This is a genomic window from Paracoccus sediminilitoris (assembly GCF_003259195.1).
Lineage (GTDB): Bacteria > Pseudomonadota > Alphaproteobacteria > Rhodobacterales > Rhodobacteraceae > Paracoccus > Paracoccus sediminilitoris.
The window spans coordinates 210793-236136 of the sequence record NZ_QJPK01000006.1 but is presented as its reverse complement, the minus strand read 5'-3'; the positions used below and the strand labels follow the sequence as shown (position 1 = coordinate 236136).

Here is a 25344-nt window from a genome sequence, read left to right as displayed (position 1 = left end):
CTCAGGGAAAGGCGGTGGCGGGCAGGATGCGCCCGGTGCAGTTGCCGAACCCTACCCGATACCCGACGCCCTGGGCGTGACCGGCCAGCGTGACGGTGTCATGGTCCTGCAGAAAGCGGCGCGTCTGCCCATCGGCCAGTTCCAGCGGCCTTTCGCCCCCCCAAGTCAGCTCCAGAAGCGAGCCGAGGCTGTCCGGATCATCCCCCGAAATCGTGCCCGTCCCCAGCAGATCCCCGGTTCGCATGGCGCAGCCCGAGGATGCGTGATGCGTCAGCTGTTGGGCGGGGGAATAGTAAAGGTGGCGCATGTTGGTGCGGCTGATCACCTGCGGATCGCCGCCCGTGGACAGGGTCACCGACAGGTCGATGTCGAAAAGCCCGGGGGTGGCTTCCGACAGATAAGGCAGCAGGTCGTGATCGCGGGGCGGGGTCGGGACGGCAAAGGGCGCCAGCGCCGCCGTCGTCACGATCCACGGGCTGATCGACGTCGCGAACGCCTTGGCCTGGAACGGCCCAAGCGGCTGGTATTCCCAGGCCTGGATGTCGCGCGCCGACCAGTCGTTCAACAGCACGTGACCAAAGATCATCTGCCGCGCCTGATCGGTCGTCACCGGCTGTCCCATGCGGGACGGGGTGCCGATGATGGTGCCGACCTCCAGTTCGATATCGAGGCGGCTGCTGGGGCCGAACACGGGCCCGGGCGCATCCTTGGGCCGGGTCTGGCCATTAGGCCGATGGATGGGCGTCCCCGACACCACCACCGTCGAGGCGCGTCCATTATAGCCGATGGGAATATCCAGCCAGTTGGGCGGCAGGGCCTTTTCGGCGCTTCTGAACATGGTTCCGACATTGGTGGCGTGCTGGCGGCTGGCATAGAAATCCGTGAACTCGGCCACCTGCAGCGGCAGGTGCAGCTGCGCATCGGCCGCCCGGTGCAGCATGGGGCGCAGCGTATCGGCATGGGGCGAACCCCGTGCCAGCAGGTCGGTCACGGATTGCCGGAAACGCGCCCAGACCGTCGGCCCCGCCGCCATCAGCGGGTTCCAGACACCGTCCTGGCACAGCCCCTGCGTGCCAGTCAGTCCGGCGGCTTCGGCGCCCTTGGCATCCAGGATCATGTCGCCGATGGCGATCCCGCAGCGGGGTTCGCCACCATCCATCGAAAACACCCCATAGGGCAGGTTGTTCAACGGAAAGTCGGTCTGCGGATCATTGGCGCTGGCCACCCAGCTTGGCAGCAGCCCCATCACTTGACCCCCGGCGTGCCGTCGAACTTTCTGTCCAGCCCGTCCCAGCAGTCGACATAATCATCCTGCAGGGGCGCCACGCGGGCGGCGAATTCGGTCAGATGCTGGGGAAAGCGCGTTTCGAACATGAAGGACATGGTGTTTTCCAGCTTCTGCGGGGCCAGATCGGCGTTCGAGGCGGCCTCAAAGGCGGCGCGGTCTGGGCCGTGGGGCAGCATGCAGTTGTGCAGGCTGATCCCGCCGGGGACAAAGCCCTTGGGTTTGGCATCGTATTGGCCGTGGATGTTGCCCATCAGTTCGGACATGACGTTCTTGTGGTACCAGGGCGGGCGGAAGGTGTTTTCGGCCACGTTCCAGCGGTCGCGGAACAGGACGAAATCGATATTCGCGGTGCCCTCGATCCCGCTTGGGGCGGTCAGGACGGTATAGATCGAAGGGTCGGGGTGATCGAACAGGATCGACCCCACGGGGCAATAGGTCCGCAGATCGTATTTCACCGGCGCATAGTTCCCGTGCCACGCCACCACGTCCAGCGGGCTTTGGGCGATGTCGCATTGGTGGAACTGGCCGCACCACTTGACGGTCAGGGTCGAGGGCACCTCGCGGTCCTCGAAGGCCGCGACAGGGGTCTTGAAGTCGCGCCGGTTGGCCATGCAATTGGCGCCGATGGGACCGCGACCGGGCAGAGTGAATTTCTGGCCGTAATTCTCGCAGACAAAGCCGCGGGCCGGACCTTCCAGCAGCTCGACCCGATAGACCAGGCCGCGCGGGATGATGGCGATTTCCTGCGGACCGATATCCAGCACGCCCAGCTCGGTGGCGAAACGCAACCGACCCTCCTGCGGCACGACCAGCAATTCGCCATCGGCGGAATAGAAATAGGCGTCCTGCATCGATTGCGTGACCAGAAAGACATGGGCCGCCATGCCCGTCTGCGTGTTCACATCGCCCGCCGTGGTCATGGTGCGCATGCCGGTCAGCCAGGTCAGCGCGTCATCGGAATGGGGCACAGGGTCCCATCGGTACTGGCCCAGGCTGGTGACGTCGTCGATGACGTTCGGTGCCGATTTCCACAAGGGCAGCGCGATGCGCGAAAACCGCCCCTGATGCCGGACCGAGGGCCGGATGCGATAGCACCAGGTCCGTTCGTTCTGATGCCCGGGCGCGGTGAAGGCCGTGCCGGACAGCTGTTCGCCGTAAAGGCCGTAATTGACCTTTTGCGGGCTGTTCATGCCCTGGGGCAGAGCGCCCGGCAGCGCCTCGGTTTCGAAATCATTGCTGAAACCCGGCATATAGGCGGGGTCGGTTCCGGCCAGCGCGTTGGGGATGGTGTCCTGGGGTGCCATGACGTTCCTCTGTTCTGGGGTCCTTTTCTGGGTAATGGTTGTATTTGTAACCAACAACGGTCTTGCGACGGGTTTTCCGATGTCCGACGATGATCCCTTCCGGCTGCAGGATTTCCTGCCCTATCTGCTGAACCATACCGCTGAGGATGTGGGGCAGGGCTTTGCCCGCATCTACAAGGGCCGCTATGGGATGCTGCGGACCGAATGGCGCGTGCTGGCGCATCTGGGTCAGTTCGGGCCGATGGATGCCACCCGGATCGGTAACATGGCGCGGGTCCACAAGACCAAGATCAGCCGCGCGGTCGCCGCGCTGACGGACAAGCGTTTCGTCACGCGCGACACGGACCAGGGCGACCGACGCCGCGCGGTCCTGTGCCTGACGCGGGCGGGGCAGGCGGCCTATGCCGATCTGGCGGCGATCGCGCGCGACCATGACCGGGCGCTGGCGGCGCGCCTGACGCCCCAGGAACATGCCACTCTGCTGCGCTGCCTGAAGAAACTGGGACAGGATCTGCCTCAGGGCTGAGTCCTGCGGCAACGCTGATACAAAAAGCACATGCAGGGGTTGAAAAGTACAGGTCATTCCCGGCTGAAACAGGCTTTTCGTCCCGACTCTCACGCTGCAACGCAGCAATGATGGCCGGTTCTATCCCCGACCCGCTTGGCCGGCCGCAAAAAAGTATCAGAAAAAAACCGGCCTGCTCGTGGATGCGACCGTGGCCGCGTGATACCAAACGACCAAGGCGTCACGGAGGAGACGGCACCGCGGATGCGGGCCGGGCTGGCGCGGAAGGGAGGGGAGAATGCAGCCTGATCTGGAGCTTGTGCATATCCGCAAGGGTGAATCCTTTGCCGCTTGGAAGCACGGCTATCCGTTCCGCACGGTGCGCTGGCATTATCACCCCGAATACGAGATCCACTTGGTCGTCGCCACGCATGGCAAATTCTATATCGGCGATCATTTCGGCAATTTCGGCCCCGGCCAGCTGATCATGACCGGACCGAACCTGCCGCAGAACTGGATCAGCGACATCACCCCCGGCGACATCATTCCCTGCCGCACCGCCGTCATCCAGTTTCCCGAAAGCCTGGTCGACAACGCCCGCGCCGCCTTTCCGGAAATGGAGACGCTGCGCCATCTGCTGGACCGGAGCCGCCGGGGCATCCTGTTCTGCGACCAGACCAGCCGCGCGGTCGGGCCGCTGATGCACGACCTGATCAAGGCGCGGGGCGTGCGCCGCCTGGGGCTGTTCTTCCAGATCCTGGACATTCTGGCCCATGCCCAGGGGTCGCAGACGCTGGCCAGCCTCAGCTTCGTGCTGGACGCGGAACGGGCCGAGGATTCCGACATGAACCGCGCCCTTGCCCATCTGCGCGAAAACCTGCTGGACCAGGTCAGCGAAACGACGCTGGCGGATCTGACGGGGCAAACGCTCAGCGGGTTCTCAAGGTCGTTCAAGGCGCATACGGGCACGACGCTGGTCCGCTATCGCAACCAGATGCGGATCGATCTGGCCTGCCACATGCTGCTGTCGGACCCGCAGGCCCGCATCGCCGATATCTGCTATGAGGTCGGGTTTTTGAACCTGTCCAATTTCAACCGCCATTTCCTGAAGCTGAAGAAGATGTCGCCCTCGGATTTCCGGGCGACCTTTGCGGCCAACCAGACGGTCCGCATGGCCGGCTGACAGGAAACCTGCCCCATTCCCTTCGACCGTGGCCGGCGCTTGCGCCTGCCGCGACCGGAGGAGGATTGACCACAGAAAACCAACGGGAGGAATGACATGAAACAGTTTCTGAAGACCGCCTCGATCGCGGCACTGACCATTGCGGGCGCCCACGCCGCCACGGCGCAGGACGCGGCGCCGAAGGACGGCCCCCTGAAGATCGGGATGACCTTCCAGGAGATGAATAACCCCTATTTCGTTTCCATGCAGGAGGCGCTGAACGAAGCCGCCGCCCAGCTGGGCGCCGAGGTCGTCGTCACCGATGCGGGCCATGACGTGGCCAAGCAGATCGCTGATGTCGAGGACATGCTGCAGCAGGATATCGACATTCTGCTGTTGAACCCGACCGACAGCGCGGGCGTGGAATCGGCCGTGCGCATGGCCAAGGATCGCGGCGTGATCGTCGTCGCCGTCGATGCCAACGCAAGCGGCCCGGTCGACAGCTTCGTGGGGTCCAAGAACCGCGATGCGGGCTATCAGTCCTGCAGCTATCTGGCCGACGCTCTGGGTGGGCAGGGCGAGGTCGCCATTCTGGACGGCATTCCGGTCGTTCCGATCCTGGAACGGGTCGAAGGCTGCAAGGCTGCGCTGGACGAACATGAGGGCATCACCCTGGTCGACACCCAGAACGGCCGTCAGGACCGGTCCGTCGCATTGGGGGTCGTGGAAAACATGATCCAGTCGCATCCCGACCTGGCCGGCATCTTTTCGGTCAATGACGGGGGCGCGATGGGTGCACTGGCCGCGATCCAGGGGTCGGGGCGCGACATCAAGCTGACCTCGGTCGATGGCGCCCCCGAGGCCGTCAAGGCCATCGCCGACGGCACGGCCTTCATCCAGACCACCGCGCAATTCCCGCGCGACCAGGTCCGCGTGGGCCTGGGCATGGCGCTGGCCCAATACTGGGGTGCCCGCGTGGTCCCTACCGAGGTGCCGATCGACGTGCGCACGGTCGATGCCGAAAACGCCGCCGATTTCAGCTGGTAAGCCGAAACCCGCATCCGGCCGCGCCCCCTCATGGGGGTGCGGCCACCACCTGACCGGAGGCGCTATGCTTGAACTGAGGGGAATACGCAAAAGCTTTGGCCGGATCGAGGTCCTGCACGGCGTCGACCTGCATGTCCGCGCGGGCGAGGTGCACGCCCTCTTGGGCGAGAACGGCGCCGGGAAATCGACGCTGATGAAGATCGTCAGCGGCATCATCCAGCCCAGCAGCGGCACGATCCTTGTCGACGGAGAGGAACGCAGCTTTCCCACCTATGACGACGCCATCCGGGCCGGCATCGGCATCGTCTTTCAGGAATTCAGCCTGATCCCCTATCTGACCGCGGTCGAGAACATGTTCCTGGCGCGCGAAATTCGCAACGGCCTGGGCCTTCTGGACCGGCGCGCCATGCGCGAACGCGCCCGCCAGATCCTGAAGCGGCTGGAAGTCGACATCCCCCTGGACATCCCCATCGCGCGGCTGTCGGTGGCCGAACAGCAATTCGTGGAAATCGCCAAGGCGCTGTCGCTGAACGCGCGCATCCTTGTTCTGGACGAACCCACCGCTACGCTGACCCCCACTGAAACCGCGCATCTGTTCAAGGTGATGCGCGAATTGCGCGCGGCCGGGGTGGCGATCGTCTTCATCTCGCATCACCTGGACGAGATCTTTGAGATCTGCGACCGCATCACCGTCCTGCGCGACGGCGAATATGTGGGCGACCGCGACGTGGGCCAGGTCGATACCGACGGCCTCGTCGAGATGATGGTCGGGCGCCGCATCGAAAACAGCTTTCCCCCCAAACCCGCCCCCGACCCGCAGGCCCCCACGGTGCTGGAGGTGACGGAACTGCAACTGCGCCGCGGCGGGCCCATCAGCGCCTTTCACCTGCGCGCGGGCGAGATCCTGGGTTTTGCAGGCCTTGTCGGGTCGGGCCGGACGGAAACGGTGTTGTCGATGTTGGGCGAACATGGCGCTGCGCGGTGCCGCCTGCGGATCGACGGGGTCGAAACGCGGCTGCGCGATGCGGCCGACGGATTGGTGCGCGGCATCGGCCTGCTGCCCGAAAGCCGCAAGGAACAGGGGCTGATCACGCCCTTTTCGATCCTGCAGAACGTATCGCTGAACAATTACCGCAAATACGCGCAGGCGCATTGGTTCATCGATTTCCGCAAGGAACGCGACTGCACGCGGACCGCGATGGAGCAGGTCCGCGTCAAGGCGCCGGGGCCGCATGCGCGCGTCGATACCCTGTCGGGCGGCAACCAGCAGAAGGTGGTGATCGCCCGCTGGCTGAACCACGACATGCGCGTGCTGATCTTTGACGAACCCACCCGCGGCATCGATGTCGGTGCCAAGGCCGAAATCTATCAACTGATGCGCGATTTCACCGCGCAGGGCTATGCCATCATCATGATCTCGTCCGAACTGCCTGAGGTGATCGGGATGTCCGACCGCGTCTGCGTCTTCCGCCAGGGCGGCATCGTCGCGACGGTCGAAGGGGACGCCATCACCTCGGAACGGATCATGACCGAGGCCACAACCGGAAAGGTCGACCATGTCGCATGACGCCGATATCGCCACGTCACGCAGGGGCAGGGCCCTTGAATGGCTGCTGCATTCCCCGCTGGCCCTGCCGCTGGTCGGGCTGGTCGTGGTCTGCGTGCTGATGGGCTTTGCCAGCGACAACTTCTTCACGCTGGCCAACATCCTGAACGTGCTGCGGCAGGTGTCCGTCGTGGGCATCCTGGCGGTGGGCATGACCTTCGTCATCCTGACCGGCGGGATCGACCTGTCGGTGGGGGCCGTCATGGCACTGGCCGGCACGGTTGCTGCCGGGCTGATGGTCAATATGGGTCTGCCCGCCGGGCTGTCGCTGGCCGCGGCGCTGATGGTCGGGCTGGGCCTTGGCCTGGTGAACGGGGCGCTGGTCGCCTGGGGGCGCATGCCCGCGATCATCGTGACGCTGGCGATGATGGGCATCGCGCGCGGGCTGGGGCTGATCTATTCGGGCGGTTATCCGATCAGCGGTCTGCCGTCCTGGGTGGCGTGGTTCGGCATCGGGCGCATCGGCGTCGTGCCGGTGCCCGTCATCATCATGCTGGTTGTCTATGCGCTGGCGTGGGTGCTGCTGCAGCGCACGCCGTTCGGTCGCCACGTCTATGCCATCGGCGGCAATGAAACCGCCGCACGGCTGTCGGGTGTGCGGACGGGGCGGGGCAAGCTGGCGGTCTTTGCCATTTCCGGCCTGACGGCATCGCTGGCGGCCATCGTGCTGACCGGCCGGTTGATGAGCGGCCAGCCCAATGCCGGCGTCGGGTTCGAGCTGGACGCCATCGCCGCCGTCGTGCTGGGCGGCACCGCCATCGCGGGCGGGCGCGGCCTGATCCTGGGGACGCTGATCGGGGCCGTCCTGCTGGGCGTGCTGAACAACGGGCTGAACCTGATGGGCATCAACCCCTACATGCAGGACGTGATCAAGGGTCTGATCATCCTGTTGGCCATCTATATCGGGCGGGAGTGGCGCTGACATGACCAGACATCTGATCGGCATCGACGTGGGCACCGGTTCCGCCAGGGCGGGGGTCTTCGATGCGGAGGGGCAACTGCTGGCCCATGCCAGCCGTCCCGTCCAGATGCACCGCCCCACGGGCGACATCGCCGAACAATCCAGCGCGCAGGTCTGGGACGCGGTCTGCCAAGCCGTCAGGCAGGCGGTCGGACAGGCCGGGATCGATCCGGCCAGCGTGGCGGGGATCGGCTTCGACGCGACCTGTTCGCTGGTCGTCTGCGGCGAAAGCCCCCTGGGCGTCGGCGATCCCGCCCATCCCGACCGCGACATCATCGTCTGGATGGATCACCGCGCCGTCGAACAGGCCGCGCGCATCAATGCCGGCGATCATCAGGTGCTGAAATATGTCGGCGGACGAATTTCCCCCGAGATGGAGACGCCGAAGCTGTTGTGGCTGAAGGAAAACCGCCCTCAGGTCTTTGACGCGGCGCGGGATTTCTTCGACCTGACGGATTTTCTGACCTGGAAGGCCACGGGCAGCAAGGCGCGGTCCACCTGCACGGTGACCTGCAAATGGACCTATCTGGCCCATGAAGGCCGGTGGGACGCCGATTATTTCCACGCCATCGGCCTGGGCGTCCTGGCGGATGAAGGGTTTACGCGCATCGGCACGCAGGTCGTGGAACCCGGCACCGCGCTTGGGGACGGGCTGACGCCCGACGCCGCCCGCGCCATGGGACTGCCCGCCGGGATCGCGGTCGCGGCGGGGCTGATCGATGCCCATGCGGGCGGGATCGGCACCGTCGGGGCGGGCGATCCCTTCGCCTCGCTTGGCTATGTTTTCGGGACGTCGTCCTGCACGATGACGACGACGCGCGAACCGGCCTTCGTGCCGGGGGTCTGGGGGCCATATTTCTCGGCCATGGTGCCCGGCGCCTGGCTGAACGAGGGCGGGCAATCCGTTGCGGGCGCGGCCATCGACCACCTTGTGGCGATGCATCCGGCCCACGCCCAGGCATCGGCCGCAGCGGCGGAGGCGGGGCAGTCGCTGCCCGAATGGCTGGCCGATCAGGCGGGCACGGCCGGTGACGCCGTGACTCGGGCGCGCCACCTGCATGTCGTGCCCGAATTCCTGGGCAACCGCGCGCCCTTTGCCGACCCGCAGGCCCGCGCCGTCGTCATGGGGCAGGGGATGGAGGTCGATATCGCCTCGCTGGTGTCGCTCTATGTCGCGGGGATCTGCGGGCTGGGCTATGGCCTGCGCCAGATCATCCAGACCCAGGCCGATCACAGTGCGGGCGTGTCGCGCATCGCCATCAGCGGCGGGGCGGGGCGGCATCCGCTGATCCGTCAGCTGCTGGCCGATGCCACGGGGTTGCCCGTCGATGTGACCGCCTGTCCCGAAGCCGTGCTGCTGGGTTCGGCCATTCTGGGCAGCGTGGCGGGCGGGATTCATCCGGACATCCACGCCGCCATGTCTGCCATGACCCGCGTGCAGGGCACCTGTCATCCCGCAGGGGGCGATTTGCGCCGCCTGCATGACAGCCGCCATCGCGCCTTCCTGCAGCTGCAATCCCTGGCGCGCCAGATCCGCGCCGACACGCCCCCCATCCCATGAGGTCCCCCATGCAATTCGACGGCAGATCCGTCATCATCACCGGCGCCGGCAAGGGCATCGGTCGCGCCACCGCCCTGACCATGGCCGAACGCGGCGCCCATGTCGTGGCCATCAGCCGGACGCAATCCGACCTGGAGAGCCTCTGCGCCAAAACGGGCGGGCGGGGCATCGCGGCCGACCTGTCTGACCCCGCGGCGGCGCGCGATGCGATGGCACAGGCGGGGTCCTGCGATTTCCTGGTCAATTGCGCGGGCACTAATGTGCTGGAGAGCCTGCTGCAGATGACCGACGCGGGCTATGACACGGTCATGGACATCAACCTGCGCAGCGCGCTGATCTGCGCGCAGGAATTTGCCCGCCGCCGCATCGCGGACGGTCTGGGCGGGGCCATCGTCAACGTCACCAGCATCGCGGGCCATCGCGGTTTCGCCGATCACCTGTGCTATTCCGCCTCGAAGGCGGGGCTGGAGGGGGCGACCCGCGTCATGGCGCGCGAACTGGGCCCCCATGGCATCCGGGTCGCGGCCATCGCGCCCACCGTCACCATGACCGAACTGGCCGCCGCCGCCTGGAGCGATCCTGCCAAAAGCGGCCCCATGCTGGATCGCCACCCCGCCGGACGTTTCGCGCAGGCCGATGATGTCGCCCGCGCCATCGCCCTGCTGCTGTCGGACGATGCCGCGATGATCACCGGCGCGGTGCTGCCGCTGGATGGCGGCTTTCTGGCCGTCTAAAACCCCTGTGACCCAAGACCTGCGGCACCTGATCCGCAAAAAGAAGGAGACTGACATGTCCGAAACACTGAACGGCAAGATCGCGGCGATTACGGGCGCAGCCTCGGGGATCGGCCTTGCGGCGACCCGTGCGTTGTTGAACGAAGGGGCCAGCGTCGTGATGGTGGACCGCAACGAACAGGCGCTGAACGACCTGGTGGCCGAACTGGGTCCCAAGGCCATCCCCCAGGTGACCGACCTGCTGGATGACGACAGCTGCAACGCCATGGTGCCGCAGATCCTGGACAAGGTTGGGCATCTGGACATCCTGCTTTGCAACGCTGGCACCTATATCGGTGGCGATCTGGGCGCGACCACCCCCGAGGCCATCGACCGGATGATGACGCTGAACGTCAACGCGGTGATGAAGAACGTGCAGGCCGTGGCCCCGCACATGATCAAGCGCGGCACGGGCGACATCTTCGTCACCTGTTCGGTCGCGGGTCACACGGCGGTCGAGGTCGAGCCGGTCTATGCGGCGTCGAAATGGGCGATCACCTGCTTTGTCCAGACGATGCGCCGCCAGTTGCTGCCGCATGGCATCCGCGTGGGGCAGGTGTCGCCCGGGCCGGTGATCTCGGCGCTGCTGTCGGATTGGGAACCTGACCGCCTGCAGCGCGCCAAGGATGCGGGCGGGCTGATCGAACCCGCCGAGGTGGCCGATGCGTTGATTTTCATGATGTCGCGGCCCCGCAACGTGACCATCCGCGACATCATCATCCTGCCAAGCGCGTTCGACATCTGATCGCGCATGGGTCGTCGCCTCAGTGTTTCAGGCGACGGCCCAGCCAGCGGGCAAGGCGACCCAGTGTCAGCCCCTGCACCAGGATCGAGAAGACCACGACCGCGTAAGTCGCCGCCAGGATCGGCGCCTTCCAGTCGCTGTCGGGCAGCGACAGCGCCAGTGCCACTGAAATGCCGCCCTTCAGTCCGCCCCAGGTCATCAACGGGATCACGTCGCGGGCCTCGTGGCGGATGGGACGCAGGATCAGCACCGGCAGGGCGACCGACATCAGCCGCGCCACCAGCGCCAGCGCGATGGCGGCGGGCAGGGTGACGGCCATGTCGCGGCTGACGGTCAGCTGGAAAATTTCCATCCCGATCATGAGGAACAGGGCGGCGTTCAGGATTTCGTCGATCAGGCGCCAGAAGCCGTCGACATAGGTGCGCGTTTCTTCGGACATGGCATCGCGGCGACCAACATTGCCGATCATCAGGCCGGCGACGACCGCCATGATCGGGGCCGAGACATGCAGCCCAAGCGCCAGTTCATATCCGCCAAGCGCCAGCGCCAGCGTCAGCATCACCTCCAACGGGTAATCGTCGATGCGGCGCATCAGCTGGAAGACCGACCAGCCCAGCACGGCACCCAGAACCGCGCCGCCTAACGCCTCTTGCAGGAACAACGCGACGGCGCTGCCAAGGTCGAAACCCGCAGGGCCGTGGCTGTCGCCCGATGGAAAGGCCAGCCCGACCAGCAACAGGAAGACGACATAGCCGACGCCGTCGTTGAACAGCGATTCCCCCGCGATCTTGGTTTCCAGACTTTTGCGGATCTTGGCGTCCTGCAGGATACCCAGCACCGCCACCGGATCGGTGGGGGAAATCAGCGCGCCGAAGACCAGCGCGATCAGGATCGGCATGCCCGTGATCCAGGAAAAGCCGAAGCCCACGATGGCGGTGGAAATGGCGATGCCCAAGGTGGCCATCAGCAGGACGGGCAGGGCCTCTTTGCGCAGATCGGCGATGGACACGTGCAGCGCCCCGGCGAACAGCAAGAGCCCCAGCATCCCGTCCAGCAGCGACCCCGAGAATTGCATCGACGCGACCAGGTCGCGCATCTGCCCCACCAGCTGCAGGTCGGGCAGGTAAAGATCGACCCCCAGGATCGCGATGGACCCCAGCAGTGCCGTGACCAGGATCCCGATCGAGGGCGGCAGCCGGAAGACGAAATAGTTGAAGCTGCCAGAGGCGGCCGCAAGCGCCAGGATGACCGCAGCGATCTGAAGTGGGCTCATGGGCTGGTCCTTTTGCAATGGCGGGCAGGGGCATCGTCCCGGTGTCAGGAACGGTCCAAGGATAAGCCGACCGGGATGGCAAGGGTTCAGTCGCGGGGCGGATATTCATCCATTCGGGGCGGTGCGGGGTCCGGTCCGGCCGCGTAAATGCCGCTGCCTGTCCATTGGGCAGGGCTGTTTCGGCGCGATCCGCCAGCAGGGGCTGGACCTTGGGGCATCATAGACCCCGTCTATATTGATCATTCAGATTCATGATGCCGTCGATGAAGCTGATCTTGCTAGGGTTGCCCCAGTCAACAGCCGGGTCGGGCAGGCCACCAAGGTCGTGGGCGTTGAACCCACCGGCACAAAAACGACAGGGAATGACATGATGACATCGCTCAGGACGCTGGCGCTTGCCGCAGGCGTATCCGCAATCGCATGTGCCGCCGCCGCCCAGGACGCCAAGATGGGCGGCACGCTGAACACCATCGTCCAGCCGGAACCCACCGGTCTGAACCTGGGCCTGCTGCAGAATGCACCGACCCAGATGGTGGCGGGGCAGATCTATGAAAGCCTGCTGCGCTATGATGAAAACCTTGACCCGATGCCCGGCCTGGCCCGCGAATGGACGGTCTCGGATGACGGGCTGACCTATACCTTCACCCTGCAGGACGGCGTGACCTGGCATGACGGCGAGGCCTTCAGCGCCGCCGACGTGGTCTTTTCCCATGACGTCTTCCTGCGCGAAACCAGCTCGCGCTGGCGCACGGTGCTGGAGCATGTCGACAGCATCACCGCCCCCGACGACCGGACCGTCGTTTATCAGCTGAAGACGCCCTTCGGTCCCTTCCTTCGGTCGTTTGAATCCGGGTCCAGCCCGATCCTGCCGCGCCACATCTATGAGGGCACGGATTTCGCGGGCAATCCCGCCAATGCGACGCCCGTCGGCACCGGGCCGTTCAAGTTCGAAGCCTGGGAACAGGGCAGCTATATCCATCTGGTCAAGAACCCCGACTATTACCGCGACGGGCTGCCCCGGCTGGACGAGATCTATTACCGCGTGATCCCAGATGCCGCATCGCGCACCATCGCCTTCGAGACCGGCGAGGTCGACGTCCTGCCCGCCGGCAGCGTCGAGATGTTCGACCTGCCGCGCATCCAGGCGATGGACAATGTCTGCGTCACCGACAAGGGGTGGGAATTCTTCGGCCCGCTGTCTCTGATCTGGCTGAACAACCGCAATGCGCCGCTGGACGATGCCAAGCTGCGCCGCGCCATCAACATGGCCATCGACCGCGATTTCGCGGTGAACGCGATCTTTGCAGGCTTTGGGCGTCCTGCGACGGGGCCGGTCAATTCTTCGACCCGCTTCTATTCCGGCGACACGCCCTCGATCCAGTTCGACGCCGATGCCGCGCGCGAGCTGGTCGAGGCGTCGTCCTATGACGGCCAGACCCTGCGCCTGCTGCCCCTGCCTTACGGCGAGGTCTGGCAGCGTTGGGCCGAGGCCGTGCGACAGAACCTGTCCGATATCGGCGTCAATGCCGAACTGGTCGCCAGCGATGTCGCGGGCTGGAACCAGCGGCTGGCGGATTGGGATTACGACATGGCCTTCACCTTCGTCTATCAATACGGCGATCCGGCCCTGGGTGTGGCGCGCAACTATGTCTCGACCAACATCGCCAAGGGATCGCAGTGGAACAACGTCGAGGGCTATGAGAACCCCGAGGTCGACCGCCTGTTCGCCGAAGGCGCCACCGCCCTCACCGACGAGGAACGCGGCGCCATCTATGCCGAGGCGCAATCCCTGCTGGTCGAGGAGGCCCCCGTCGCTTGGTTGACCGAAATGCAGCAGCCCACCGTCTATCGCTGCGAGGTCAAGGACATCGTCACCTCGGCCATCGGGATGAACGACAGCATGCGCGACACCTGGATCGACCGCTGAACCCGGCGTTTCGTCCGCAGGGCACTGCGCCCTGCGGACGGACCCGTTGAAAGGACCTGAGCGATGGCACGTTTCATCCTGGGCCGGTTGGTCAAGGCGGCGCTGACGCTGCTGGCCATCCTGGTCCTGAACTTCTTCCTGATCCACGCGGCCCCCGGCGATCCGGCGATGATCATGATGGCCGAAACCGGGTCGTCGGACCCGCAGGTGCTGGCCGACATGCGCGCGCGGTTCGGGTTGGACCAGTCACTGCCGATGCAACTGGCGCTTTACATCAAGGGCTATCTGACGCTGGACATGGGCTGGTCGTTCCGCCGCGACGTCCCGGTCTTCGACCTGATCGCCGATCGCCTGCCCGCGACGCTGCTGCTGACCATGACGGCCTTTGCGATCTCGCTTGGGCTGGGGGTGCTGGCGGGGGCCTTGGCGGCGCGGCGGCAGGGGGGCTGGGGCGACACGATCATCTCGACGGTGGCGCTGCTGTTTTACGCGACGCCGCTCTTCTGGATGGCGCTGATGGCGTCGCTTTTGTTTTCGGTGGGGCTGGGGTGGCTGCCGGGCTTTGGCTATGAAACCGTGGGGGCGAATTATACCGGGCTTGCGCGGATGGGCGACATCGCGCTGCACCTGATCCTGCCCGCCACGACCCTGGGGCTGTTCTTCACCGCCGTCTATGCCCGCATGACCCGCGCCTCGATGCTGGAGGTGAACCGGCTGGACTTCGTCAAGACCGCCCGCGCCAAGGGGCTGCGCCCATCCGTCATCACCCGCCGCCACGTGCTGCGCAACGCGCTGCTGCCCATCATCACGCTGGCCGGTCTTCAGGCCGGACAGCTGGTCGGCGGCGCCGTCCTGACCGAAACCGTCTTTGCCTGGCCCGGCATCGGCCGCCTGATGTTCGAGGCGATCGCCCAACGCGATTACAATATCATCCTGGGCGTCTTCTTCGTGTCGGCCGCACTGGTCCTTCTTTTCAACCTGATCACCGACCTGCTCTATATGGTCGTCGATCCCCGCATCAGGCTGCAATCATGAACAAGTTCTGGTCCCGCTATGCCCGCAACAGGGGCGCCGTGATCGGCCTAGTGCTGCTGGGCGTCGTCGTCGTTATGGCCGTTCTGGGTCCCTTCCTGACGGCGCAGGACCCGTGGCGCATGGTGCAGCGCCCCTTCCTGCCGCCCTTCCAGGACAGCGCGCTGCCGCTTGGCACCGATGCGCTTGGCCGCGATGTCCTCAGCCAGCTGATCCACGGGGCGCGGGTGTCGCTGCTGATCGGCCTGGTCTCGACGCTGGCGGCCCTGGCGATCGGCGTGCCGGTGGGGGCCGTTGCCGGATATTTTCCCGGCTGGCCAAACGACCTGCTGATGCGCTTTACCGAGTTCTTCCAGACCATCCCCAGCTTTGCGCTGGCCATCGTGCTGCTGATGATCTTTCAGCCGCAGCTGCATTTCGTGGTCCTGTCCATCGCGCTGGTCAGCTGGCCCCCCGTCGCCCGCCTGGTGCGCGGCGAGGTGCTGTCCCTGCGCCGACGCGAATTCGTCGAAGCGGGCATCGTCCAGGGCCTGCGCCACCGCCATATCCTGATCCATCACGTGATGCCGAACGTGCTGGCGCCAATCATCATCCTGGCGTCGCTGATGGTGGCGACGGCGATCCTGCTGGAAAGTTCACTGTCCTTCCTGGGGCTGTCGGATCCGAACGTGATGTCCTGGGGCTATATGATCGGGGCGGCGCGGACGGCGCTGCGCACGGCATGGTGGCTGTCCTTCATTCCGGGCATCGCCATCGTCTTCACCGTCCTGGCGCTGAACCTGGTGGGCGAAGGGTTGAACGACGCCCTGAACCCCAAACTGAACAGGGGCGACGCATGAGCCTGCTTTCCGTCACCAACCTGACCATCGCCCTGCCCAAGGGGGCTGACCGCCCCCATGCGGTCAAGGATATCAGCTTTGATCTGAACCACGGCGAAATGCTGTGCATCGTGGGCGAAAGCGGGTCGGGCAAATCCATGTCCGCCAATGCCGTCATGGGGCTGCTGGCCGAGGGGCTGTCCGTGGCCCGTGGTTCGATCACCTTCGACGGCCAGGACCTTGTCCGGCTGTCCGAGGCGCAGATGCGCACCCTCCGCGGCCGTCGGATCGGGATGATCTTTCAGGAACCCCTGACCGCGCTGAACCCCCTGATGCCCGTCGGTCGCCAGATCGAGGAGGTCTTCGAGGCCCACGGCATGCTGACACCCGCCGCCCGCCGAGACCGCGTCATCGACCTGCTGACCGAGGTGGGCCTGCCGGACCCTTCCGCCAGTGCGCGCGCCTATCCTTTCCAGATGTCGGGGGGGCAGCGCCAGCGGGTGGTGATCGCCATGGCGCTGGCGCTGGAGCCCGCGATCCTGATCGCCGATGAACCGACCACTGCGCTTGACGTCACCACGCAGGCGCAGATCCTGCGGCTGCTGGACGATCTGCGGCGCCGGCACGACATGGGCGTGGTGTTCATCACCCACGACCTGGGCGTCGTGGCCGACATCGCCGACCGCGTGTTGGTGATGCAAAGCGGCGTCATCGTGGAACAGGGCGCGGCATCCGACGTGCTGTTGCGCCCGCAGCATCCCTATACCCAGGCCCTGCTGGATGCGATCCCGCAGCTGAAGGGCATGACCGACGATGCGCCGGTCCCGACCGCCGCGCCCCTGCTGCAGGTCAAGGGGCTGCACAAGCAGTTCCGCAGCGGCGGCGGCTGGCTGGGCGGCAAGCCCCGCGTGGTGACCGCGCTGGACGACATCAGCTTTGATCTGCAGGCCGGCGAGACCATCGGCATCGTGGGCGAAAGCGGGTCCGGCAAATCCACCCTGGGCCGCGCCATCGTGCGGCTGCAGGATGTTGACCGGGGCCAGGTGCTGCTGAACGGCCGCGACATGGCGGCCCTGCGCGGCGAGGCATTGCGCCATGACCGCAAGCGCGTCCAGATGATCTTTCAGGACCCCTATTCCAGCCTGCCGCCGCGCCAGAGCATCGGCAAGACCCTGACGGAAGGGCAGGTGGCCCATGGCACGCCCATCGCGCAGGCCCGCGACCGTGCCGCGGCCATCCTGGACCGTGTCGGGCTGGATGCCGGGTCGATGTCGCGCTTTCCGCATGAATTTTCGGGCGGGCAGCGCCAGCGCATCGGCATCGCCCGCGCGCTGGTGCTGGACCCCGAACTGATCGTCGCCGACGAGGCGGTCTCGGCGCTGGACGTGTCGGTGCAGGCGCAGGTCTTGGACCTGCTGGCGGGGCTGAAGCGCGACCTGAACCTGTCGATGCTGTTCATCACCCACGACCTGCGGGTCGCCGGACAGATCTGCGACTGGCTGATCGTCATGCAGAAGGGCCGCATCGTCGAGACGGGCGACGCCGCCCGCATCCTGAACATGCCGTCTTCGGATTATGCGCGTGGCCTGCTGGCGGCGCTTCCGGGGCGGGACTTCGAAACGGCCCGCGCCGCCGCGCGGGTATGAGGACATATGATGAATCTCTTTCACGACGACCACCAGCGCGCCCATGATCCGCAGTTCCGCCTGCTGAACGGCCGCGTCACCCAGAACCCCGACCGCCCCGAGCGCGTGGACCTGTTGCTGGATGGCGCGACGCGGGCGGGTCTGACGCGCCATGCCCCCACCGATCACGGCATGGCGCCCTTGGCGGCACTGCATACGCCGCGCTATCTGGATTATCTGGCATCGATCCACGACAGGCGGCGCGCGGAATATCCAGACCTGTCCGAGGTCGTCCCCAGCCGCTTCTGCCTCGACCCGATGCGCCATTACAGCCCCGAACCCGAGGCGCAGATCGGTTTCCACAACGCCGACACATCCTGTCCCATCGGCCCGTACAGCTGGGACGCGATCTATTGGTCGGCGCAAACCGCGCTGTCGGGCGCGGATGATATCCTTGGCGGCGCGCGGGCCTGCTACGCCCTGTCGCGTCCCTCGGGGCATCACGCCTATTCCGAGATCGCGGGCGGCTTCTGCTTTCTGAACAATTCGGCCATCGCGGCGGAACATCTGCGCGCGCAGGGGCACCGGCCCGTGGTGCTGGATATCGACGTGCATCACGGCAATGGCACGCAGGCGATCTTTTACGACCGCGCCGACGTGCTGACGATATCGCTGCATGTTGATCCGATGCAATTCTATCCGTTCTATGCGGGGGCTGCGGGGGAAAGCGGCGACGGGCGCGGCGAGGGGTACAACCTGAACCTGCCCCTGCCGCGCGGTTCGGGCATCGCCGCCTATCTGCCCGCGCTGGATACGGCACTGGCCCGGGTATCCGGTTACGGCGCGACGGTGATCGTCGTGGCCCTGGGGCTGGACGCGCATGAGGGTGATCCGTTTCGCGGCATGACGCTGACCACCAGCGATTTCGCCACGATCGGTGCGGCGATCCGGGCCGTGGACCTGCCTGTCCTGAACGTGCAGGAAGGCGGCTACATGCAGCCCGCGCTTGGGGACAATCTTGCCAGCTATCTGGGCGCCTTCACCGCCTGAGCCATTTCGAAAGGACCCGCCATGCCTGCCGCGAACCTGCCCTATCTGCGTGCCGAAGACGTCGATGCGCATCTGAACTGGCCGATGATGGTCCAGGCCATCGCGGATGGGCATCGGCTGCCCCCGGCCCGGATCGGGGACCTGTTCCTGACGCGCGACGGGGACACCCTGCTGAACCGCGCCGCCTGGGTGGACGGGATCGGCATGGGCCTGAAGACGGTCACGGTGATGCAGGGCAACGGCGCGCGGGGCCTGCCTTCGGTCCAGGGGGTGATGGTGCTGTTTGACGACCAGACGGGCACGCCCGTGGCGCTGATCGACAGCGCGCTGGTCACCTATTGGAAGACGGCGGCGGATTCGGGGCTGGGCGCGCGCTATCTGGCGCGGCCCGACAGCCGGCAGATGGTCATCATCGGCGCGGGGCAGGTGGCGGGGTCGCTGGCGCGGGTCTATCATGCGACCTTCCCGGACCTGAAGCGCATCCAGATCTGGAACCGCACCGCCGCGACGGCCCGCGACCTGGCCGAGAGGCTGGCGGCCGATGGCATTCCTGCAACCGCCGCGACCGATCTGGCGCAGGCCGTGGGGCAGGCCGATATCGTGGCCAGTGCCACCATGGCCCGCGACCCGGTCCTGCGGGGGGAATGGGTGCGCCCCGGCACGCATGTGGACCTGGTGGGTGCCTTCCGCGCCGACATGCGCGAGGCCGACGACGCCCTGCTGCGCCGCGCGCGCATCTTCGTCGACAGCCGCCAGACCACGCTGGACCATATCGGCGAATTGAGGATCCCGCTGGCTGCGGGCGTCATCTCACGCGACAGCGTCCTGGGCGATTTCCATGATCTGGAGGCCGGTCGCGCAGGGCGCATGACCCGGCAGGACATCACGCTGTTCAAGAATGGCGGCGGCGCGCATCTGGACCTGATGATCGCCCAGGCCATCATGGGCGCGTGGAAGGCCGACGCGGATGCGTGATCGGTTCGCCGACATCTGCCCGGCGGGGGCGATGGTCGGCCCCGACCGGCTGCGCGGCATGGACCCCGGCTATTGCGATGCCAGCCGCGCCGCAGGGCTGCTGCTGCGGCCGGACAGCACCGCCATGGTTGCGGCCATCTGCCGCCGTGCCAATGACACCGGCACGCCCATCGTGGCGCAGGGCGGGCTGACGGGACTGACCGATGCCACCGCCACGACGGACGACCAGGTGGCCCTGTCGCTGGATCGCATGACCCGCATCCTGCGGGTCGATCCCCTGCAGCGCATCATCATCGCCGAGGCCGGTGCGACCATCGCCGATCTGGACCGCGCCGCCGCGGAACACGGGCTGACGACCGGCATCGACATCCCGTCGCGCGACAGCGCCACGCTTGGCGGCGCCATCGCCACCAATGCGGGCGGGGTGCGGGTGATCAGGTACGGCATGACGCGCGACAACGTGCTGGGGCTGACGGCGGTGCTGGCCGACGGGCGGATCATCGAGGAGATGAACACCCTGCCCAAGGACAACACGGGCTATGACCTCAAGCAGATGTTCATCGGGGCCGAGGGCACGCTGGGGATCGTCACCGCGGCGGTGCTGAGGCTTTATCCGCGGCCCGGCGCCAGTGCCTCGGCGCTGCTGGCCTGTCGGGACCTGGGTGCGGCGCAGGCGGTTCTGGCCATGGCGCAGGTCATCGCACCGGGCAGCCTGCTGTCCTTCGAGGCGATGTGGCCCGATTTCTATCGCCTGACGACCAGCCTTCTGTGCCCGGGCCGCGAACCCTTGGCCCCCGGTCCCGCGCTGCACCTGATCGTCGAGGTGACGGGCGCCACGCAGGACGCGGCGCAAGCACTGCTGCTGTCGATCTTCGAGGCCGCCGCCGAGAGGGACTTGGTGCAGGACGGCGTCATCGCCAAATCCGACAGCGAACGCGCCGCCATCTGGGCCATCCGCGAGGATACCGACCTGATCGCCCGCCCCTTGGGCGCGATGCTGTCCTTTGACGTCAGCATCGAGGCCGATCGGATCGACGATTTCCTGCGCCGGTGGGACGACGCCCGGGAGCGTGATATGCCCGATATCCAGTCCCATGTCTTCGGACACCTGGGCGATTGCAACCTGCATGTCTGCGTGGCGCTGACGCCCCAGGCCAAGCAGGACCGCGGGCGCATCGACGATCTGTTCTATGCCACGCTGGCCGCGACGCCGGGGGCGTCCTTTTCGGCCGAACACGGCATCGGGTTGCAGAAACGCGCAAGGCTGGCGGCATCGAAATCGCCCGACACGCTGTCGCTGATGCGGCAGCTGAAGCGGATGCTGGACCCGAAGGGCATCATGAATCCCGGCAAGGTGCTGGATCAGGCCCGGTAATCGCGCAGGGCGTCGGGGGTGTCGGCGATCTTTTTCAGCAGCAGGTCCAGAAAGGCCTGTTCGGCACGGTTCATCCGCGCCTTGGGGTTCCAGGCGACGTTGACGTCGATGCGCGGCAACTGGTCATAGGGGGGCAGGCGCCACAGCACGCCCGCCTCGACATCGGGGCGTGCGACATGGACGGGCAGGGGCCCGACGCCCAGCCCCGCCGAGATCATGCGCCGCACCTCCTCGAGGTTCGGGGACGATCCGACAAGCCGGTCCGACAGGCCCAGCCTGGCCCGCATGACGGTGACGGGGCGCAGCGCATCGCTCATCTGGTCGGTGACGAAACTGACCGAGCTTTCGCCGCGCAGCGCCTCGGGACCGATATCCTGCTGGCCGTAAAGGTGATGGCTGCGGCCGCAGAAGATGCCGAAATATTCGCTGAACAGCCGCCGGTATTCCAGCCGTTCCTGGCGGTTCAGGGCCAGGCAGATCCCCACCGACACCGCACTGTCGGCCAGCCGTGCCTGGACCTGGCGGCTGGCCATCACCTCGATCTCCAGCGTGGCAAGGGGGCAGGCCTTGTGAAAATCGCGCACGCAATCATCCAGCAGGGGCGAGATGACGTGACTGGCGATGGCCAGCCTCACATGGCCCTTGATGGCATCGGTCACGTCGCGCAAAATCGTCGCCAGCCGCAGGACCGATCCACGGATCTCGACGGCTTCGGCGTAAAGCCGTTCGCCGGCCTCGGTCAGGGCAAAGACGGTCGGGCCGCGTTCGATCAGCCGCCGCCCCAGGCGATCCTCCAGCCGCTTCAGCGCAGCGCTGACGGTGGGCTGCGTCAGGTTCATCACCTCGGCCGCCTTCGAGATGCCGCCGGCCTGCACGATCACCACGAAACTGCGCAGCAGGTTCCAGTCCAGATCGTTGACCAGCCGCTGCGGATCCAGGCTGCGGGGGTGAGGGTGCCGTGTCATGTGTCGCGCCGTCCTGATGCCGGGGTGCCGCCGCCGCCCTCTTGGCAGCGCGCTGCCGCATGCTAGCGCCGCAGGGCGGGAAACATCCAGACGCCACCGCGCGAATTCGCAGGCCACGGCCATGCGAAAGGGCCGGGGCGCTGACACGCCCCGGCCCCATCCTGTCCGCGCGTGGCGGTGATCACATCTTGGCGGTCATGAAGGTGATGTCGCGCAGCACCGCGTCGCCCGCATCCTTGATGTCCCAGCTTTCCTGGACCGAGCCGTCTTCCAGCGACACGCTGTGCAGCTGGCCGCCGGCGGCCAGCCAGGCGGTGTTCGTGCCCTCGGCGTCGGTTGCGATGTCAAAGGCATAGCTGTCGGCGCCGTCGATCCCCAGCTTGCCGATGGCCGCCAGCGTCCCGTCATTGGGCGAGGTCTGCTGGATCAGCGCCACGATGGTGCTGTCGATATCATACATGGCGGTCGCTTCGGGTTTGCCGAAGGAATTGATATAGGCGGCGGCGACGATGGCCGGTTCCTCGCCCGCATGCATGTCGGCCTCTTCGAAGGCCAGCGAGCCGTCAACCGTCACCGCGCCGGTTTCGACGTCGACACGGTGGTTGGTCGTGCCCGACATGAAGCGCAGCTTGTCGGCCATGGGGTTGAAGTCGACGATCACCGATCCGCCATCCGCAACGGTCAGTTCGGTATCCATGGTCGAGATGACCGTGGCGGCCCCGGTGGCGGGGTCGATCTCGACGATCTCGAAGGCGTCGCTGACGCCGATCAGCTGGCCGGTCGCAGGGCGCAGGTCGATGCCCAGCAGGCGGTCGACGCCCGTCACTTCCATCGATTCCGTGACCGTCGCCGTGCCGGCATCGATCTTGTGCAGCATCTTGTCACCCGACAGGCCGATGGCGGTCATCGCGTGATTGTCGGCCAGGGCTGCGCCGGAGGTTCCACAGATCAGGCCTGCAATGGTCAGGGCGCTCAGTTTGGTCATCATGGGTCGGCTCCTTGGTCGGGGGCGGCGGCCATTCCGCTGCCTGTATGAACCGAAGACGCCGCCGATGACCGCATGGATGCAAAACGGATGAAATTTTTCATCCGGGCGGCAGCTCGCGCATTTCATCCCCCCCACGACAGACGAATCCGGACTTTTGGTGGCCTGCGCATCTGCATGACCAGCCCCCCCTGACAGCCACGGCCCGGCGAGATACCATGCGGTCACGCCCGACCATGCGCAGCAGATGGATCATCAGATGACAGACCCCACCCAGCCCTTCGACTTCCAGACCCCCGGTGCCGTGACGGTCGAATGGGGCGGTGCGGCGCGCATGGGCGACATGCTGGCCCGGCGCTTTGGTGCACGCCGCCTGCTCATCGTCACCGACCGGTTCCTGCATGAAAGCGGCCTGCTGGACCCGATCATCAGGTCGCTGGCCGAACAGGGTTTCGCGGCGACGGTGTTTGACGACGTGGTGGCGGATCCGCCCGAGGAGGTGGTGAAAAGCTGCGTCAGGCTGGGGCGCGACCGGGGTTGCGACATGGTGATGGGGCTGGGGGGCGGGTCGTCCATGGATATCGCCAAGCTGGTGTCCGTCTTGCTGGTCAATGACCAGCCCCTGCGGGATCTTTACGGGATCGACAGGGTAGGGGGTGGCCGCCTGCCGCTGGTCCAGGTGCCCACCACCGCCGGAACCGGTTCCGAGGTGACGCATATCACCATCCTGACCACCGGCAGCACCACCAAGATGGGCATCGTCGCCCGCCAGCTTTTCGCCGATCTGGTGCTGCTGGACGCCCAGTTGACGGTGGGCCTGCCTGCCGCGCAGACGGCGGCCACGGGGATCGATGCGATGGTTCACGCGATCGAGGCCTATACGGGGCGTCACCACAAGAACCCGCTTTCGGATCTGTTCGCGCGAGAGGCGCTGCGGCTGCTGGCGGGAAACCTGATCACGGCCTGCAAGGATGGCGGGAACCGCCCCGCGCGCGAGGCGATGCTGCTGGGTGCCAATCTGGCGGGCCAGGCCTTTGCCAACAGTCCGGTGGCCGCGGTTCACGCATTGGCCTATCCGCTTGGCGGTCATTTCCATCTGCCGCACGGGCTGACGAACGCCCTGATGCTGGGGCCTGTCCTGCGACTGAATATGGCCAAGGCGGCGCCCCTTTATGCCGAACTGGCCGATGTTGTGATTGGACCGTCGAACGGCGACATCCGGCACCGTGCCGCCGCCTTCGTGGCCTTCATCGAAGACCTGATGGACCAGTCGGGCGCGCCGCGCCGCCTGCGGGATGTGGATGTGCCCCAAGACAGCCTGCCGATGCTGGCGAGCGATGCGATGCTGCAGACGCGGCTGCTGGTCAACAACCCGGTCGAAGTCGACGAGGCCACCGCCCTGCGTCTTTACCGCGAGGCCTATTGACCGGTCGCGCCCTGGTCCAGGTGCGCCGGGTAATAGGATAGCATCGCGATCTCCTCATTGGACAGGGGATCGATCTTGACCATGGCGGCGCGGTCGCCGATACGGCGTTCGGCCCTGTAATCGGTCAGGGCCTTGGCCAGATAGCCTTCACGTTGGTGACGCAGGGGCAGCATCTGGCGGCCGCCCATGTTTTCCGCGCCGTGACAGGAGGCGCAGCGGTGATCCTGGGCCAGGTCGGTGCAGCTGACACCAGCAAGCGCACAATAGGTGTCCAGCGCGCCCAGATGCGGCACGTCCCCGGCGGCATCTTCACCGTGGCAGGCGGCGCAGCTGTCCCTTGTGGCAGTGAACTGATCCTGGGCCAGCGCGGGAAAGGCTGATCCGGCGATGATGACCCAGTTTGCCATGATGCGCCGGACTTTGGTCAACGCGCCAGATCGCACTGTTCCAGTCGTCCGACACCAGGAGGGCGTTGTCGGGTATTCGCCACATCGACCGGACGGCCTACATTCGTGCCCACGAAGAACTCTGTCAGGAAGAACTCGGTCCGGGCGATTCCGGTGTCGCCGTCCAGATAGGCGACCGCGACCTCGGTGCCTTCCTTGATGGTGCAATTCCACGGACCGGGTTTGGCGATGAAGATCTGTCCCTTGTAGTCATTGCCGAACATGTCCCCCTGATAGAATTGCACTTCCAAGGGCGCGGTATGGGTCCCGGCAGCGCTCTGGGATCGGTGAATTCATCGCATCTGCGGTCCAATTCCGGGTCGGTGAACCACAGGTTTCCGGTCTTGGGGTTCCAGTCGAAGCCGACGAAGTTGCGCATGCCCGCCAGAATGGGCTGAGCATCGCTGCTGTCCAGCCCCTTGGAGCGGATCTCTCCGAAGTCGTCCTCGCGTTCGCAGATGTTGCAGGGCGAGGAGTTCGAAAGGTAGAGCATGT

At 66.1% G+C, this 25344-nt stretch carries 23 protein-coding genes; 16 read left to right on the top strand and 7 right to left on the bottom strand.

The genetic code is table 11. The features are described 5' to 3' along the window. Position 1: 1 nt before the first annotated feature. On the bottom strand, positions 2–1246 hold the full coding sequence (fahA, locus tag DKT70_RS08905; RefSeq protein WP_111558790.1) for a fumarylacetoacetase: 1245 nt from the start codon (positions 1244–1246) through the stop codon (positions 2–4). After that, positions 1246–2592, bottom strand: coding sequence for a homogentisate 1,2-dioxygenase (gene hmgA / locus DKT70_RS08900; RefSeq protein ID WP_111558789.1), 1347 nt, complete (start codon positions 2590–2592; stop codon positions 1246–1248). The genes fahA and hmgA overlap by 1 nt, the downstream gene beginning before the upstream one ends. 79 nt (positions 2593–2671) lie before the next feature. Here hmgA and DKT70_RS08895 point away from each other — a divergent pair, with 79 nt between their 5' ends. The 8 genes from DKT70_RS08895 (at position 2672) to DKT70_RS08860 (ending at position 10952) form a co-directional block, all read left to right on the top strand. After that, positions 2672–3118: a MarR family winged helix-turn-helix transcriptional regulator gene (locus tag DKT70_RS08895; protein WP_111558830.1), complete on the top strand. Its 447-nt coding sequence runs from the start codon at positions 2672–2674 to the stop codon at positions 3116–3118. A 277-nt stretch (positions 3119–3395) separates the two neighbouring features. Continuing rightward, positions 3396–4280, top strand: coding sequence for an AraC family transcriptional regulator (locus DKT70_RS08890; RefSeq protein ID WP_111558788.1), 885 nt, complete (start codon positions 3396–3398; stop codon positions 4278–4280). Positions 4281–4376: 96 nt separating this feature from the next. Continuing rightward, entirely contained in the window at positions 4377–5306 is a 930-nt protein-coding gene (locus tag DKT70_RS08885) for an ABC transporter substrate-binding protein (RefSeq protein WP_111558787.1), read from the top strand. Positions 5307–5370: 64 nt separating this feature from the next. Beyond that, positions 5371–6873, top strand: a complete 1503-nt coding sequence (locus DKT70_RS08880; protein WP_111558786.1) for a sugar ABC transporter ATP-binding protein — start codon at positions 5371–5373, stop codon at positions 6871–6873. Further along, positions 6863–7834 (top strand): ABC transporter permease, encoded by a 972-nt coding sequence (locus DKT70_RS08875; RefSeq protein WP_111558785.1) that lies wholly within the window; start codon positions 6863–6865, stop codon positions 7832–7834. Before DKT70_RS08880 ends, DKT70_RS08875 begins: the two co-directional genes overlap by 11 nt. A 1-nt stretch (position 7835) precedes the next feature. Then, positions 7836–9434, top strand: coding sequence for an FGGY-family carbohydrate kinase (locus DKT70_RS08870; protein ID WP_111558784.1), 1599 nt, complete (start codon positions 7836–7838; stop codon positions 9432–9434). 8 nt (positions 9435–9442) lie between these two features. Beyond that, positions 9443–10168, top strand: coding sequence for an SDR family oxidoreductase (locus DKT70_RS08865; RefSeq protein ID WP_111558783.1), 726 nt, complete (start codon positions 9443–9445; stop codon positions 10166–10168). A 55-nt stretch (positions 10169–10223) separates the two neighbouring features. After that, positions 10224–10952, top strand: a complete 729-nt coding sequence (locus DKT70_RS08860; RefSeq protein WP_111558782.1) for an SDR family oxidoreductase — start codon at positions 10224–10226, stop codon at positions 10950–10952. 19 nt (positions 10953–10971) lie between these two features. Here the strand turns inward: DKT70_RS08860 and DKT70_RS08855 are convergent, their stop codons facing one another. Further along, positions 10972–12225, bottom strand: coding sequence for a cation:proton antiporter (locus DKT70_RS08855; protein WP_111558781.1), 1254 nt, complete (start codon positions 12223–12225; stop codon positions 10972–10974). A 367-nt stretch (positions 12226–12592) separates the two neighbouring features. Between DKT70_RS08855 and DKT70_RS08850 the strand changes: the two genes are divergently transcribed. From DKT70_RS08850 to DKT70_RS08820, 7 genes are all read left to right on the top strand, one after another. Next, complete coding sequence (locus tag DKT70_RS08850) at positions 12593–14152, top strand: ABC transporter substrate-binding protein (RefSeq protein ID WP_407672201.1); 1560 nt, start codon at positions 12593–12595, stop codon at positions 14150–14152. Positions 14153–14215: 63 nt separating this feature from the next. Next, positions 14216–15187 (top strand): ABC transporter permease, encoded by a 972-nt coding sequence (locus tag DKT70_RS08845; RefSeq protein ID WP_111558780.1) that lies wholly within the window; start codon positions 14216–14218, stop codon positions 15185–15187. Continuing rightward, on the top strand, positions 15184–16023 hold the full coding sequence (locus DKT70_RS08840; protein WP_111558779.1) for an ABC transporter permease: 840 nt from the start codon (positions 15184–15186) through the stop codon (positions 16021–16023). Before DKT70_RS08845 ends, DKT70_RS08840 begins: the two co-directional genes overlap by 4 nt. Then, positions 16020–17648 (top strand): ABC transporter ATP-binding protein, encoded by a 1629-nt coding sequence (locus DKT70_RS08835; protein WP_111558778.1) that lies wholly within the window; start codon positions 16020–16022, stop codon positions 17646–17648. Before DKT70_RS08840 ends, DKT70_RS08835 begins: the two co-directional genes overlap by 4 nt. A 9-nt stretch (positions 17649–17657) precedes the next feature. Next, positions 17658–18677, top strand: coding sequence for a histone deacetylase family protein (locus tag DKT70_RS08830; RefSeq protein ID WP_111558777.1), 1020 nt, complete (start codon positions 17658–17660; stop codon positions 18675–18677). A 21-nt stretch (positions 18678–18698) separates the two neighbouring features. After that, a complete protein-coding gene (locus tag DKT70_RS08825) occupies positions 18699–19652 on the top strand; it encodes an ornithine cyclodeaminase family protein (protein WP_111558776.1) in 954 nt (317 codons plus the stop codon). Continuing rightward, the gene (locus DKT70_RS08820) at positions 19645–21027 is read left to right on the top strand and encodes an FAD-binding oxidoreductase (RefSeq protein WP_111558775.1); all 1383 of its coding nucleotides are present in this window, start codon (positions 19645–19647) and stop codon (positions 21025–21027) included. Before DKT70_RS08825 ends, DKT70_RS08820 begins: the two co-directional genes overlap by 8 nt. Here DKT70_RS08820 and DKT70_RS08815 read toward each other — a convergent pair. After that, positions 21015–21992 carry a LysR family transcriptional regulator gene (locus DKT70_RS08815; protein ID WP_111558774.1) on the bottom strand — a complete coding sequence of 326 codons (978 nt, stop codon included), beginning with the start codon at positions 21990–21992 and terminating at the stop codon, positions 21015–21017. The genes DKT70_RS08820 and DKT70_RS08815 overlap by 13 nt on opposite strands. Positions 21993–22173: 181 nt before the next feature. Next, positions 22174–22977, bottom strand: a complete 804-nt coding sequence (locus DKT70_RS08810) for a DUF4394 domain-containing protein (protein WP_111558828.1) — start codon at positions 22975–22977, stop codon at positions 22174–22176. A 259-nt stretch (positions 22978–23236) separates the two neighbouring features. Here DKT70_RS08810 and DKT70_RS08805 point away from each other — a divergent pair, with 259 nt between their 5' ends. Beyond that, the gene (locus DKT70_RS08805) at positions 23237–24403 is read left to right on the top strand and encodes an iron-containing alcohol dehydrogenase (protein WP_111558827.1); all 1167 of its coding nucleotides are present in this window, start codon (positions 23237–23239) and stop codon (positions 24401–24403) included. Here DKT70_RS08805 and DKT70_RS08800 read toward each other — a convergent pair. Together DKT70_RS08800 and DKT70_RS08795 are read right to left on the bottom strand one after the other, a co-directional pair. After that, positions 24397–24810 carry a c-type cytochrome gene (locus DKT70_RS08800; RefSeq protein WP_111558773.1) on the bottom strand — a complete coding sequence of 138 codons (414 nt, stop codon included), beginning with the start codon at positions 24808–24810 and terminating at the stop codon, positions 24397–24399. The genes DKT70_RS08805 and DKT70_RS08800 overlap by 7 nt on opposite strands. Positions 24811–24827: 17 nt before the next feature. Beyond that, the gene (locus DKT70_RS08795; protein ID WP_146612610.1) at positions 24828–25073 is read right to left on the bottom strand and encodes a hypothetical protein; all 246 of its coding nucleotides are present in this window, start codon (positions 25071–25073) and stop codon (positions 24828–24830) included. Positions 25074–25344 lie beyond the last annotated feature (271 nt).